Origin of the sequence: Terriglobus roseus DSM 18391 (genome assembly GCF_000265425.1) — a bacterium.
Lineage (GTDB): Bacteria > Acidobacteriota > Terriglobia > Terriglobales > Acidobacteriaceae > Terriglobus > Terriglobus roseus.
Genome location: NC_018014.1, coordinates 3,059,762 through 3,072,239, shown reverse-complemented (window position 1 = coordinate 3,072,239; position 12,478 = coordinate 3,059,762). Strand labels below are relative to the sequence as shown.

Here is a 12,478-nt window from a genome sequence, read left to right as displayed (position 1 = left end):
CCAACCATCGCCGAGCGCTGCATTCGAAGTTACGCTCGCAACAGTTTGGCGTCTTCCACTGCCTTATTCCACGGAAAGTAGTGCAGGATGAGCGGCACAGCGACGTTTTGGGCGAAGTCGAGGTGCGGGAAGAGATGAAAGTCCTGAAAGGTGAACCCGATCTTGCGGAGACGAAATGAGGCGAGGGCGTCGGTGCTCATAGGCCACGGATTCTGTGGCCTTCGCTGAGGACATTGCTGCGTCTGGACGGAGAATGCTCAAGCGTATGGCTTCGTCTCTGCTGGATGGTCCGACTATGTAGACCATTTCGCCGAAGTGCAGCTCCAGATGGACGTCGTAACGTGCGCGTGTGCGGGCTTCGCCTTCATCAAACCACCTGGTGATGCTCGTGACCTGAATCGCGATGGTGCTGGGCATGCTTATGAGTCTCAGGGCGCCGATCATGCTGTGATCTTGCGCGCGGCGACACGTATGCGATGGGTGCTGGCTCACGCTATCGGGTGATCTCGGTCACAACACGATGCCTTGCGTTGCGGTGATGAAAGCGCTGTTCCGAAATGGGCCTGAGTGAAAGGCATTTTGTGATCCGTGTCACCCCGGTGGCGAGCCGGGTGACTTAGGCTGAATTGGATTGGTGATGCCATGGCCCCGCAGTTTGCTGTCGATGACAACCCGGTGTTGCCTTCGTTATGTCTGGCCGTGGCTTGTGTTCCTGGTTATGGGGTGATCGTGGTGCCAGGAAGCGTCAGGTGCTTCGCGTGAGAGACCGGTTCCTCGCGGCGTTGCTGATGTTGGTGTGTGCGTTGCCGCTTGCGGGGCGTGCAGAGGTTGCTGCGTGTGCGGCGATGTCGGGGCAGGATAGTTTGTCGCGCAGCGCTTCGCAGTACCTGGCGTCACTGGATGTGCAGAAGATGTCCGCGGCGCGTGCGCAAGCGATCGGTGTGTTTTATGCACCGTGTGGTTTCCGGCTGGCTTGGACTGCGGATGGTGTGACGACTGCGGCAGCGCGATCGATGATGGTTGCGATGGGACAGGCGGACCGGAAGGGATTGCGTGCGGAAGACTATGGCTTGTCGTGGTGGGGCTGCCGAGCCGCTGCGACGGAGATTCCATGCGTTGGACGAGAGCGTGAGCTTGCACAGTTCGATGTGGATCTGACTGTTGCCGTAATGCGGTTTGTGTCAGACCTGAGGTATGGTCGTGCCCGGCTGCACTCTGAGAAGACCGGCTACGCCGAGGTTGCGGATAGTGGGTTTGTTGCGAACTACATCCGTGAAAACCTTGTCTCTTCGGTTGAACCCTCACGCGCGATACAAGCCCTGGAGCCGAGCTATCCGGGATACCTGAGGACCGAGAGTGCGCTTAACGATCTGCTTACGCTTGAGAACAGCGAGGCGGATGTCGTCGTACCGGACGAAGCTCGGAGCCTGCAGCTCGGTGACGCTACGGTGGTCGCTGTGGCCCTGGATGAGCGGCTTGCGCAGTTCGGTCTGCTGCCGCGGTATGTGGAGCCTGCGAGTCAACTGACCTTCGATGCCCCGAAGCAACGGGCTTTGGCCAGATTTCAGGAGTTGCATGGGCTGGCTGTTACGGGACGTGTCGACCGGGTGACCTTGCGGGAGTTGAATGTGCCGATGAAGAGGCGCGCGGCACAACTTTCGATGAGCCTGGAACGATGGCGTTGGTTGCCACATGAATTTGTTAGGCCGCCGGTCGTGGTGAATATTCCGGAGTTCCGGCTGCGCGCGTACGATCCGCAGGGGCGAGTGACGTTGTCGATGGCCGTGATCGTAGGACGTGCCGGTTCGAGGCAGACGCCGATCCTTTCCGCTCCGATGAAGGAGGTCACCTTCCATCCCTACTGGAATGTGCCGGAGAGCATCCAGATGCGCGAGATCGCGCCGTTGGTGCGGCGAGACACTTCGTATCTGAGACGGCATGACTATCAGATTGTGTCCCGGAGTGGTGCCGTGCTGGACAGTGACAGCGCCGAGGCAAGACGGTGGTTGCTGAGCGGGCAGGCTCGGGTGCGGCAGGTGCCCGGTCGGCAGAATGCGCTGGGCGACATCAAGTTCAACTTTCCGAATGTTTTCGACGCGTACATGCATGGCACGCCGCAGACTGCGCTCTTTGCGCAGACCAAGCGCGATTTCAGTCATGGGTGTATTCGTGTGGAGGATCCCAGTCGGCTTGCGGCATGGGTGCTTCGCGATGAGCGGGGCTGGACTGCCGATCGGATTGCGCAGGCAATTGCGGATCCGGCGACTGTTTCGGTATCACTGGCCGCGCCGATCCCCGTGCTGCTGGTGTATGGCACGGGGATCGCGGCAGAGGATGGGACCGTCCGCTTCTTTGACGATGTCTATGGCTACGACTCGGAACTAGCCATAACTCTGAACGAGATCACCCGGAGCAGGCAGAAGGAAGACACGAGGTCCTGGGGCGTCTCTTAGTTGGGCTTTCGTGTTGTCTGTTAGCTGATCAACCGACGATTTATAGAACTGACACTGCGAGCCATGTGAGAAGCAGGGCGATGTATACGGCTCCGAAAAGGAAGCGCAACTGCCTATGACCGGATGTGACGCCGTGCGTGCGAGGCCGGCTGAAGATAGGGATCATGGGGAAGGGGCTGGTGATGGAGTTTGTCATTGGTGTTCTCCCGGGAGTTCTGAATGAGCTTTACGCGCTGAGGCTGAGGACGGGGCATCTTGCCTGCGCGATGACTGCCGGCGTCACGCCTCTTTCCAGATAGTTCAAACGGAAGTTTGATCGGCGTGATCCGAGGACGATCAAGTCGGAGTTGGTACGCTGGGCGAGCGCGACCAGAGCCTCGGATGGGTCGCCGTGTTCGACGACGTACTCGGGATCGCACCAGTCGATTGCGGCTGCAGGCAGAGCTTTTTGAAGTGACTGTTCCAGTGCGGAGTCCTCTTCGGAAGAGTCCGTGGAACCACTCGGCCGGGTGACGCGGCAGATGACGAGGCGGGCACCGCCGTCTTCGGCGAAGGCCAGGGCGACGGGGAGTGCGCTCTTCGCCTGAGGGCTCATGTCGTTCGCGAAGAGGATTCGCTGGAACGGCACGAGCGCGTCGCAGGCCGGCGGGACGTGTGGGCCGACGGTGAGGACTGGGGGTTTCGCATTGCGAATCACTTCTTCTGCGACAGACCCCAGGACGAGCTTCTTCAGCATGCCTTTTGAGGAAGTTCCCATGACGATGAGAGCGGCGCCGCACTCGGTGGCCGTGGCGAGGATGGCCTGGGCGACGGAGAAGGATTCTGCGACGTGGAAGACGCTGTGAATGCCGGCAAATCGCGGAATCATCGCGTCAAGTTGCGCTCGCCTTGCCTCGACCATTTCCTGCACGGGAAGGACACAGGTTCCGTCGCCTGCCGGGATCGGGATGTTGAGATCGACGATGGTGACGATGTGCAGGCGGGAGCTGTAGCGGCGGGCGATCTGCAGTGCGTAGGCTTCCGCGCGGCGTGATGCCGGGGAGAAGTCGGTTGCAAAAACGATGTCGTCGAGAGCTATCTCGGGCCGCTGTCCAATCACTGGCATGTAGGTCTCCTGCGTTTTGACTTCATGCCGAAGGTAAGCGCCGAAGCGGTTTCGTACTGTGATGTCCTTAACTGCTTTCGGTGATTGGCGTCACTGCGCGGACGTGTGCCCGGCGTGAATGTAGAAATGTCGCGTGAGGCTTGGAGAAGGTTGTGCCCTGGTGGCGCTGCACTCTTCTTGCAATCCAACCATGCCGGGAGAAGGTACCGACTGATGCAGACGATGGATGACCTGACCACGAACACGGCGGAGATGTTGGGAACCACTTCTCCGATGGATTTCTTCTCGATGGTGCAGCATATCGAGTCACGCATTTGTGCGAAGACAGTCGATATGCTGAGTGCTCGCAGATGGGATGGGCCTTTGACTCAACAGGACTGGCAGATCGCCGAAGCGCTTGTTCTGGATCCGGTCCAGGTCTCATGCACTCTGCGGAGCGACGGTCTGCTCTACCGTGTCCCTGTAAAGGGATACAGGCCGGAGGAGATTCGTCTGCACCTGGAAGGTGAGCTGCTGTGCCTTTGCGGATGCCTGACGCGGCCTCATTTGCCGGCGAGAATGTTCTACACGAGGATGAAGCTGCCCGGGTTGGCACGGGACTACCGTGTAGCGGCTTGGATCTCAGGTGAGATTCTTCACATTGCGTTTACCCGGGAGCAGGCACCTGCTGCGCAAATGCTGCCTGGCAGGCCGAGGGCGGCGCAGTCGATCGAGCTGCAGTATGCGGCTGCCGTGTGATTTCAGGAAGTGGCTTGCAGGCGGGCTGTCAGGCGTCGGCTGGTTTGTTGGCGAGTGTGCACCAACGCACTTCCGGCAGTCTCCGGTCTGTCTCGGTCGGCCACGCGTCAGGGTAGCCGACGACAAGCGGCACAACGACGGAGTAATTGGCCGGGATTGCCAGCTTGCGTTTTGTTTCCGGTAAGGAAAACCAGTCTGTTGCGATGCCGACCCACGAAGAGCCGAGGCCTGCCGCTCGTGCGGCGAGCATGAGGTTTTCGGCGGCCAGGCAGCAGGCATCCCGGGCTTCCTGGGCGGTCGATCTGGCCAGTACGAGGATCAGCACTGGAGCGCCGTAGAACACCTCATAGTCGATCGCAGAGATAACGGGTCGCATGGGGGAGGCGAATGGTTCGTCTGGTGGAACGTGGAAGATCCATGCCTTCACCTCCTGTCCGATGGTCCGGATGCAGCTTGCGTCCATGAAGGTCCAGAAGGCCCAGGGCTGGGAGTTACGCGAGCTTGGGGCCATGTTGGCTGCTTCGAGCAGACTCTGCACGAGCTCGGGATCGACGGGCTGGCTGGTGAAGGATCGAACCGATCTACGATTTCGAATCGCTTCCATGCAGTCCATTACTTGATGTTGTAGCGCTAGCATGATGCCAGATCGTGGAGCGTGGCCGGTTTCAAAACGGTCAGCGAGATGCCCTTGATTGCGATGGCACCATCTTTGCGCAGGCGGCTTAACGTCCGCGTGACTGTTTCGCGGGTGGTTGCAGTCATGGAGGCGAGTTCCTCGTGCGTGAGGGTCATGGTGAGCGGTGTGCCGGTGGTCTGGCTCTCCTCCGACCAGTCCAGGATGAGGCGCGACAGGCGGCCTGCCGGTGTTTCAGGCAGGGCCATCAGACGCATCTCCTGGAATGCCGAGCGATAGTCCTGCGCGAGGGCGCGGGCGGCGCCCATGCTGGCATCGCTGAATTCGCGCATGAACTGGTGCAGTACGCGGGCATGGAGCACGCGGATGCGGCAAGGCTGGACAGCTTCTGCTGTGATCTCGTAGGGTGTTGCGCCGAGGACTGCGCTCATGCCGAGGACGTCGCCAGGGCCAGAGAGACGGAGGATGGCCGAACGGCCTTCGGTCGAGGTGGCCGTCGACTTTACCTTGCCGCTGCAGACGATGAAGACCGCCCCGGCTGATTCTCCTTCGCGGAACAGGACGTTGCCGCGCGGATACTCCATGGTGATCGAGTTCACGTCGAGAAACGCCTGCGCGGCCTGTCCCAGATTGCAGAACGCGTATTTACCTGCGTGGGGACATCCTGTGCACTTGGACATTTCGTTTCTCCTAGGTTGCCTGCCCCTATGAATGCAAACTTACAGCCAAACTTACTAAGTTGTGATATCAATCACTTGAAGTTACTTGCTGTTCCCTCAACAGCTCTCAACTGCGCAAAAGCGCGCAGCCTGTGAGCCAAATCACGCAGCACCGGTTCTATGTCAGAACTAATTCGCGCAGTCATCATTGACGACAATCTCAGCAGTCTGGAACTGTTGACGGCCGCTCTGGAGCAAAAGGGCGTTGCGCTTTACACTGCTTCCGATCCAGTCCATGGGCTTGATCTGGTCCGCACCGTGCGGCCACAGCTTGTCATTACGGATCTGGTGATGCCGGGACTGAGTGGTTTGGAAGTTCTTCGGCAAATTATGGTATTTGCGCCTTCTACGAATGTGATTCTGATGACGGCACATTACACGACCGAGACAGCGGTTGAGGCGATCCGCAACGGTGCCGCGGATTATCTGCAAAAGCCGGTTAAGATCGCGGACCTTCGGGAACGTGTTCGCCTGCTGCTGACCGCTGCCGAGAGCCGCCGGCTCGCTCTGTCGGATACTGCTGCCCACATGGAGGATCTGACCTTCGAAGGACTGATCGCGAAGAGCGCTGCGATGTGGCGCCTGTTCGCCATGATGGAGAAGATCGCGCCGCACTACCGGACCCTGTTGATTCATGGGGAGACTGGCACAGGCAAGGACCTTGTGGCGCGGGCGGTTCACGCGCGCAGCCGTACCAGGGGGAGTTTCGTCGTACTGAACTGCTCCGCGGTCGTGGAGACTTTGTTTGAGAGTGAGCTGTTCGGGCACACGCGCGGAGCCTTTACGGGCGCCGATCGGGATAAGGAAGGTCTATTTGCCGCGGCGGATGGAGGCACCCTGTTTCTGGATGAGATTGGTGACATGCCGATGTCTACCCAGGCGAAGTTGCTGCGGGCCATTCAGAACCAGGAGATCTATAAGATTGGATCGCTCGTCCCGAGACGCGTCCATGTGAAGGTGATTGCTGCCAGCCATCGGGATCTGAAGCAGGCAGCGAAAGAGGGTCAGTTCCGGGAAGATCTGTTCTATCGGCTGTCAATGGTCGAGTTGAAGGTTCCGCCCCTCCGTGAACGGAGGGAAGATATCGAACTGCTTACCGGTCATTTCGTTGAGCGTTTCGCCTCGGAGTATCGACGGAAGGTGCGCGGTGTCACGCCCCGTGCGCAACTGGTGCTGAACCGCTATGACTGGCCGGGCAATGTGCGGCAGTTGGAGCACGTGATCGCGCGGTCGTGCATGCTGGCAGATTCAGAACTGATCGACGTCGAGGATCTTCCGGATGATGTGGTCGATGTGCCCAGTACGATGCAGCTCGTTACAGCATCCCTCCTGGTGAACCAGGAGCGGCTGCTGCTGCAGCAGATCTTCAACGAGACAAATGGGAATCAGTCCGAGACGGCGAGACGGCTCGGTATCGGACGGGATGCTCTGCGATACAAGCTGAAGAAACATGGTCTGGGTTGCTAGCAGGTGAACTCGGAGATCACGGCACGGAGTTCAGCCGGGTTGACCGGCTTGACGAGGACGCGTGAGAAGCCCGCCTGGCTTAGGTGAGTGTGCTCGTACTGGCCAGCAGCCGCGATCAGAGCGATGATCGGCGTCTTCTGCAGAGGGGCTTGTCGCCTTAAGGTGGAGACTACTTCAATGCCGCTCTTCTTCGGAAGTCCTATATTCAGGACGATCACCTGGGGCAGACTGAGGATCGCGAGGCGGATTGCCTCCTCCCCATCTGCGGCTTCCAGGATGTCGAAGCCCATATCTTCCAGGATCGACCAGAGCAACTCACGTGCGTGCGCTGCGTCGTCAGCAATGAGGCATTTCAAGATGGACTCCAAGGTAGAAAGACGTGCAGACGAGCAATGGCTCACGATAGAGCCAGGATTCGGTGTAGAGCTGTGACTCCCATCACAGTTCCTTCACAATAGCGGGATAGCAAACGAGAAGGTACTTCCTACGCCGGGCTGGCTTGCGACGGAGAGCGTTCCGGCGTGCATTTCCACCAACTCTTTGCAGATTGCCAAGCCAAGGCCGGTGCCTTCGCGGACGCCGCCTGTGGTGACACCGACCTGGTAGAACTTGCTGAAGATGTTCGAGAGTTCTTCCGGCGCGATACCGATGCCGCTGTCTTCGACGGCGATGAGTGCGAAACCGACTTCTTTTGTACCTCTCATTTGAACGGATCCGCCACGTCCGGTGAACTTGATTGCATTGCTCAGGAGGTTGGTGAGTATCTGGCGCAGGCGAGTGGGATCGGCCAGTAACTGCAAGTCAGGATCGCAGGAGGCGGTGACGTTGAGCGCCTTCTCTTCCCAGGTCGTTCGGAGAGCGTCCATGACTTCGGTGAAGACGGCAGAGAGCGACAGTTCGCGGGGGTGAACGGCGAGTCCGCCTGCTTCGATGTGACTCAGGTCGAGAACGTCGTTGATGAGCGCGAGTAAGTGCTCTGAGTCGCGGCGAATATTTTCGACGAAGCGGCCTTGCCGTCCGGTGAGTGTGTGGTCCGTGTCCTCATGCAGAAGGTCAGCAAAGCCGATGATGGTGTGCAGGGGAGTCCGGAGTTCGTGACTGACGCTGGCAAGGAACTCGCTCTTTAAGCGATTCAGTCGCTCCGCTTCCTGCTGCCGGGCGGACAGCTCGCCCAGATAATCCTCTTGCAGTAGACGTAGCTGCAGCTCAGACCGCCGGCGTTCCGTTACGTCACGAATGGCTGCAACGACGAGGACCCCAGTCTCCATCACGATGGGACTGAGGCTGATCTCAACAGGAAACTCCGAGCCATCCTTACGCTTGGCGTTCAGGTCGCGTCCGTAGCCCATGGGACGTGCCTTGCCCGCTTTAACGAAAGCGGCTCGATGGTTTGCGTGGTCCGGGCGGTTTGCTTCCGGAACGAGCATTTCGATGGAAGCTCCGAATAGCTCATCGTGCTCGTAGCCAAACAGTTTTTCAGCGGCCCGGTTGGCAATGAGGATCCGACCACGATCGTCGACCTCAAGAATCGCGTCTGGTGCATGGTGAAGCAAGTCGCGATATTTACGCTCTGCAAGTAGCTCGATGCGTATTCTTGCCTCAATCTCTTCGGCATTTTTGCGGTTGGTAAGGTCGGTTGCGACCTTTGCAATACCGACGACGGCGCCGGCCTCATCCTTGATAGGGAAGAGGTTGAGCGAGACAAAGATGCGGTGTCCATCCTTATGCCGCCGCGACGTTTGGAGGTTATCGATGCGCTCGCCGCGACGAACGGCGTCCAGCACGATCTGGATGGACTCTTCCTCTTCCGGGTAAGCGAGGCGGAAGATCGGCATCCCGATTGCTTCGTCGGCTGTGTAGCCGAAGATACGGGATGCCGCTGCATTCCACGTCATGATGATGCCGTCGAGCGACTCCGCAATTACGGCGGAGTCAGACGATTCGACGATTGCGGTAAGCCATCGTCCTGGGTCGGACCATGTCTCAGCCGTTGTTGGACGAGTACCGCGGCGTCCTTCAGGTGGTCTTAACATAGGCTCAGGCGTCAAGTCTAACCCTCAACAGCTGCGATCGTCGCTGGTGATTACGATGACGGGGCATTTCGCTTCGCCAACGACGTCTGAGAGCAGGCCGCGGTTGAAGTGGGTGTGCATTGGGCCGGCTTTTTCAGCTGGCATCACGACGGCTCCCGGAGCGAGTTCCTTCAGTAGCCTCATGACACAGTCCTTCGCGATACCCTTTCGAATCTCGCGCCTTGGTATCTCCTGCGCTACATCTACTCCGGGGAGTTCTTCTGCAAGGCTGCGCAGGAACAACTCGCTCTCGATTGGATCCGGAAGTTCTGTGACGCTGTCGGAGATGGTGAAGAGAGTGAACGCGGCGCCCACTTGTCGCGACAGGTGATAGCCGTAGACAGCTGTGCCTACGTCTTCCCGTGTTTGCCCGACGATGCAGACGACTTCTCTGGGTGACCAGACTCCGCTTGGCGTCTCGGCCTTGGGGCCCACGATCATTACGGGCCAGCCGGAGCGATCCGCAACATCTTCTGCAGTGGAGCCGAAGAAGAGACGATCCAGGCCACGGGGCGCGTGCGTCCCAAGGACCAGCAGGTCCGCGGACTTCTCTCGAGCAAGCTTCTGCAATTCGTCAGAGACCATACCCCAGTGTTCCGATTTATCTGCTTTCAATCCGCTGGCACGAAGATCCTCGACTGCCTGATCCAACTGCGCGTCCGTCCTTGCTGCAGCCTGGTTGTCGAGATCTTCGAAGTACATTGCTTCGGGAGCCACGAAAGGACTTACCGGCTGGCTGACATGCGCAACGGTGATGTGGGATCCAAACCGCTTGGCCAGTGACTTTGCGCACTCCATCACCTTCTGCGAGTCGTCTGTGGGATCGAAGGCGAAGAGGATTTCGTGAGGGATCGCGTATGGATAGGTTGGCAAAGCAGTGGTCGACATGGGAATGTTGCCTTTCATCGAAGATTGATTCACGGTGAAAGTAACGCTGCGATGTGAGATTGGTTGTGATGGCGCTCACATTTGTCTGGCAGAGTGTTCCGTGTCGTGTCTCTTTCGCAGATTCAGCAGCCTGTGACTACCATCACAGCCAACTTATGTCCGCGTGCTTGATGCTGAGTTCAGACAGGACAACACATGCTCGAACCCAGATCCGCTGATGCGCACACACTGCTGGCGGATAGGTGGGAAGGTCTGCGCCGGAACTCTTCGATCGCTCTTCAAACACAGGGGAACGAGCGCTCGCATCTGGCGCGTGGTGCAGCGCTGGCGTGCGGGGCTTTTGTGTTGGCTCTGCTGCTGCGTTTCTACGGTTGGGATGCGGGCCGCTGGCTGATGGCGGGGCCGTTTACGTTATGCCTGATCGCAACGAGTGATGCGGTGCGAAGCATGCATGTCCGCTGGGATCTTCACCATGGAGGCGTCCTGTTCCTGCTGTACGCGGACATGATGCTGCTGACGCTGATTGCTGTGTGGACAGTGTGGCCACTGTGAAGTCGCGGCCGTCGTGGCGGATTAACGGACGGGACTGGCCTCTCCAACCAAAGACCCAACGCCGAGCGTGACAGCCATTGCCAGTGCTCCCCAGAAGGTTACGCGGAGTGAGCCTTTCAGTGCACCTGCTCCACCTGCGCGCGCAGCCAGGCTACCGAGGGCCACCAGGCAGAGCAGAGAAGTGACGAGGACAAACGGGATGAGGTGGCTTGTTGCGAGGCCGCCGACGATCAATGGGACGGACGCTCCTGCGGCAAAGCTGGCGGCGGATGCGAGCGCGGCCTGGACTGGTCGTGCGATGGAACCGTCCGCTATGCCGAGTTCGTCGCGCGCGTGTGCTCCGAGCGCGTCATGCGTCATGAGTTGCGTTGCAACCTGGCCTGCGAGATCGGGCGACAAGCCCCGGGTAACGTATATCTGCGTCAACTCGGCCAGTTCACCGACTGGGTCCGTCGATAACTCGCGACGCTCACGCTCCAAGTCGGATGCTTCGGAGTCTGCCTGTGATGAGACCGACACGTATTCACCGGCTGCCATCGACATGGCTCCAGCAACGAGGCCGGCAACGCCAGAGATCAAGATGGCCTTATGTGTGCCGTGCGCGGCTGCAACACCCAGGACGAGACTGGCGGTCGAGAGGAGGCCATCGTTCGCGCCAAGCACCGATGCGCGCAACCAGCCAACCCTGTTTATCCGATGACGTTCTACATGCATAATCTTCCCAGCCTCACGGTGCGACTCATTCAGGACTATAGTTCGCATTGTCACTACAGAGTTGAGCTATAAAGCGCCAATAAGACGCGATGCTTCCTGCTCAACTATTACAAGTCCTTTGAAAGTTTGCCAGAAGTTGCTGTGCCTAACCTTAGCCGTGGCATCGCGGCCGTCACGCTGATTTACGCCTCCGTACGAGAACGTCTGACAAGAGGCCCCGGGCACGACGGTCCAAATACTCGCATGGATCCAGGGGTTCCGTGACTCCGCATTCTCGCGACGTGTTTTTGGACCGGAAGAGGTCGCGGCGCAGACGCGTGCCGCTGCGGACGCGCATGCCAATGGATGGTCTCTGTGGAATGCGAGAAATGTTTACAGCGAAGCGGGGCTCAAGTGAGTCGAGCGTCTTGCGATGGTTGTTTCAGTTAAGTCGGCACATAGAAGAGAAGGTAATTACATGGATGTTCTACCGAAGGTGCCACCTGCTCTGATTGCAGAGGTGAAGCCGGATCTTTTCCCGATGTATCCGGTGAAGCAGGATGCACCCTTGATCTCGGATGAAGACAGACGGGCACATCGCAAGGCACGCACCCCTCTTTGGCGCTACCTGTTGCATGCGCGTCCTCTTGCCGTACTGACGGCGCCCATCATCTATCTTTGCTTTGTTGCGTTTCTGTTTCTTGATGCTGTCATCACGCTGTACCAGGCGATTTGTTTCCCTGTGTATGGCGTTCCCAAAGTCAGACGCGCAGACTATCTGATCTTTGACCGGGGCGCGCTCGTCTACCTGAATGTGCTTGAGCGCCTCAACTGTATTTACTGTTCCTACGCCAACGGTCTTATCGCTTATGTGATGGAGGTTGTTGGGCGGACGGAACAGCATTGGTGTCCGCTGAAGCACGCTCGGAAGGCTGCCGCACAGCATAGCCGCTACAGCCACTTCCTCCCGTATGGCGATGCTGCCGAGTATCGGAAAAAGCTGGATACGGTACGGGATGACTTTGGGGATCTGCGTTCGTAATTTGATGAGATGAGCGTCGCAGACGGAGGGGCATCTCTGTGCTGAAGCGAATGGCTAGATCCCTACGACGTGGCGCTTCCACATGCTGCAGTGACGGCAATCACAAGAATCTTCC

At 58.7% G+C, this 12,478-nt stretch carries 14 protein-coding genes; 6 read left to right on the top strand and 8 right to left on the bottom strand.

Features of this window, described 5'->3' with window-relative positions; all coding sequences use genetic code 11:
- Positions 1-29: 29 nt before the first annotated feature.
- On the bottom strand, positions 30-200 hold the full coding sequence (locus TERRO_RS23170; protein ID WP_157178331.1) for a P-loop NTPase family protein: 171 nt from the start codon (positions 198-200) through the stop codon (positions 30-32).
- A gap of 558 nt (positions 201-758) precedes the next feature.
- Here TERRO_RS23170 and TERRO_RS22120 point away from each other — a divergent pair.
- On the top strand, positions 759-2,453 hold the full coding sequence (locus TERRO_RS22120) for a L,D-transpeptidase family protein (protein ID WP_169315303.1): 1,695 nt from the start codon (positions 759-761) through the stop codon (positions 2,451-2,453).
- 226 nt (positions 2,454-2,679) lie between these two features.
- Here the strand turns inward: TERRO_RS22120 and TERRO_RS12560 are convergent, their stop codons facing one another.
- Positions 2,680-3,558, bottom strand: coding sequence for a universal stress protein (locus tag TERRO_RS12560; protein ID WP_014786028.1), 879 nt, complete (start codon positions 3,556-3,558; stop codon positions 2,680-2,682).
- Positions 3,559-3,771: 213 nt separating this feature from the next.
- Here TERRO_RS12560 and TERRO_RS12555 point away from each other — a divergent pair, with 213 nt between their 5' ends.
- Positions 3,772-4,296: a hypothetical protein gene (locus TERRO_RS12555; protein WP_014786027.1), complete on the top strand. Its 525-nt coding sequence runs from the start codon at positions 3,772-3,774 to the stop codon at positions 4,294-4,296.
- A 28-nt stretch (positions 4,297-4,324) separates the two neighbouring features.
- On the opposite strand, the gene TERRO_RS12550 is transcribed toward TERRO_RS12555, so the two are convergent.
- Both TERRO_RS12550 and TERRO_RS12545 read right to left on the bottom strand, forming a co-directional pair.
- Positions 4,325-4,900 (bottom strand): nitroreductase family protein, encoded by a 576-nt coding sequence (locus TERRO_RS12550; RefSeq protein WP_014786026.1) that lies wholly within the window; start codon positions 4,898-4,900, stop codon positions 4,325-4,327.
- A 26-nt stretch (positions 4,901-4,926) separates the two neighbouring features.
- Positions 4,927-5,610, bottom strand: a complete 684-nt coding sequence (locus TERRO_RS12545) for a Crp/Fnr family transcriptional regulator (RefSeq protein ID WP_014786025.1) — start codon at positions 5,608-5,610, stop codon at positions 4,927-4,929.
- A gap of 159 nt (positions 5,611-5,769) precedes the next feature.
- On the opposite strand from TERRO_RS12545, the gene TERRO_RS12540 reads away from it, so the two are divergent.
- On the top strand, positions 5,770-7,116 hold the full coding sequence (locus tag TERRO_RS12540) for a sigma-54-dependent transcriptional regulator (RefSeq protein WP_014786024.1): 1,347 nt from the start codon (positions 5,770-5,772) through the stop codon (positions 7,114-7,116).
- On the opposite strand, the gene TERRO_RS22115 is transcribed toward TERRO_RS12540, so the two are convergent.
- The 3 genes from TERRO_RS22115 to TERRO_RS12525 all read right to left on the bottom strand — a co-directional run bounded on the left by TERRO_RS22115 (position 7,113) and on the right by TERRO_RS12525 (position 10,076).
- Positions 7,113-7,472, bottom strand: a complete 360-nt coding sequence (locus TERRO_RS22115; RefSeq protein WP_014786023.1) for a response regulator — start codon at positions 7,470-7,472, stop codon at positions 7,113-7,115. The genes TERRO_RS12540 and TERRO_RS22115 overlap by 4 nt on opposite strands.
- A gap of 93 nt (positions 7,473-7,565) precedes the next feature.
- Entirely contained in the window at positions 7,566-9,149 is a 1,584-nt protein-coding gene (locus TERRO_RS12530; protein ID WP_157178329.1) for a PAS domain S-box protein, read from the bottom strand.
- 24 nt (positions 9,150-9,173) lie between these two features.
- Positions 9,174-10,076, bottom strand: coding sequence for a universal stress protein (locus tag TERRO_RS12525; protein WP_041592561.1), 903 nt, complete (start codon positions 10,074-10,076; stop codon positions 9,174-9,176).
- A 195-nt stretch (positions 10,077-10,271) separates the two neighbouring features.
- Here TERRO_RS12525 and TERRO_RS12520 point away from each other — a divergent pair, with 195 nt between their 5' ends.
- A complete protein-coding gene (locus TERRO_RS12520) occupies positions 10,272-10,628 on the top strand; it encodes a hypothetical protein (protein ID WP_014786020.1) in 357 nt (118 codons plus the stop codon).
- A gap of 21 nt (positions 10,629-10,649) precedes the next feature.
- Here TERRO_RS12520 and TERRO_RS12515 read toward each other — a convergent pair whose 3' ends face one another.
- On the bottom strand, positions 10,650-11,303 hold the full coding sequence (locus tag TERRO_RS12515) for a VIT1/CCC1 transporter family protein (protein WP_245536085.1): 654 nt from the start codon (positions 11,301-11,303) through the stop codon (positions 10,650-10,652).
- Positions 11,304-11,577: 274 nt separating this feature from the next.
- Here TERRO_RS12515 and TERRO_RS22710 point away from each other — a divergent pair, with 274 nt between their 5' ends.
- Positions 11,578-11,739 carry a putative glycoside hydrolase gene (locus tag TERRO_RS22710; protein WP_081490719.1) on the top strand — a complete coding sequence of 54 codons (162 nt, stop codon included), beginning with the start codon at positions 11,578-11,580 and terminating at the stop codon, positions 11,737-11,739.
- Between the two features lie 60 nt (positions 11,740-11,799).
- Positions 11,800-12,363 carry a hypothetical protein gene (locus TERRO_RS12510; RefSeq protein WP_014786018.1) on the top strand — a complete coding sequence of 188 codons (564 nt, stop codon included), beginning with the start codon at positions 11,800-11,802 and terminating at the stop codon, positions 12,361-12,363.
- Positions 12,364-12,478 lie beyond the last annotated feature (115 nt).

Bases quoted from the DNA above. Each gene is read 5' to 3' on its own strand.
- TERRO_RS12560 (WP_014786028.1), bottom strand. From the start codon at position 3,558: ATGCCAGTGATTGGACAGCGGCCCGAGATAGCTCTCGACGACATCGTT.
- TERRO_RS12530 (WP_157178329.1), bottom strand. From the start codon at position 9,149: ATGTTAAGACCACCTGAAGGACGCCGCGGTACTCGTCCAACAACGGCT.
- TERRO_RS12510 (WP_014786018.1), top strand. From the start codon at position 11,800: ATGGATGTTCTACCGAAGGTGCCACCTGCTCTGATTGCAGAGGTGAAG.
- TERRO_RS12540 (WP_014786024.1), top strand. From the start codon at position 5,770: ATGTCAGAACTAATTCGCGCAGTCATCATTGACGACAATCTCAGCAGT.
- TERRO_RS12555 (WP_014786027.1), top strand. From the start codon at position 3,772: ATGCAGACGATGGATGACCTGACCACGAACACGGCGGAGATGTTGGGA.
- TERRO_RS12525 (WP_041592561.1), bottom strand. From the start codon at position 10,076: ATGTCGACCACTGCTTTGCCAACCTATCCATACGCGATCCCTCACGAA.
- TERRO_RS12545 (WP_014786025.1), bottom strand. From the start codon at position 5,610: ATGTCCAAGTGCACAGGATGTCCCCACGCAGGTAAATACGCGTTCTGC.
- TERRO_RS23170 (WP_157178331.1), bottom strand. From the start codon at position 200: ATGAGCACCGACGCCCTCGCCTCATTTCGTCTCCGCAAGATCGGGTTC.
- TERRO_RS12550 (WP_014786026.1), bottom strand. From the start codon at position 4,900: ATGGAAGCGATTCGAAATCGTAGATCGGTTCGATCCTTCACCAGCCAG.
- TERRO_RS12520 (WP_014786020.1), top strand. From the start codon at position 10,272: ATGCTCGAACCCAGATCCGCTGATGCGCACACACTGCTGGCGGATAGG.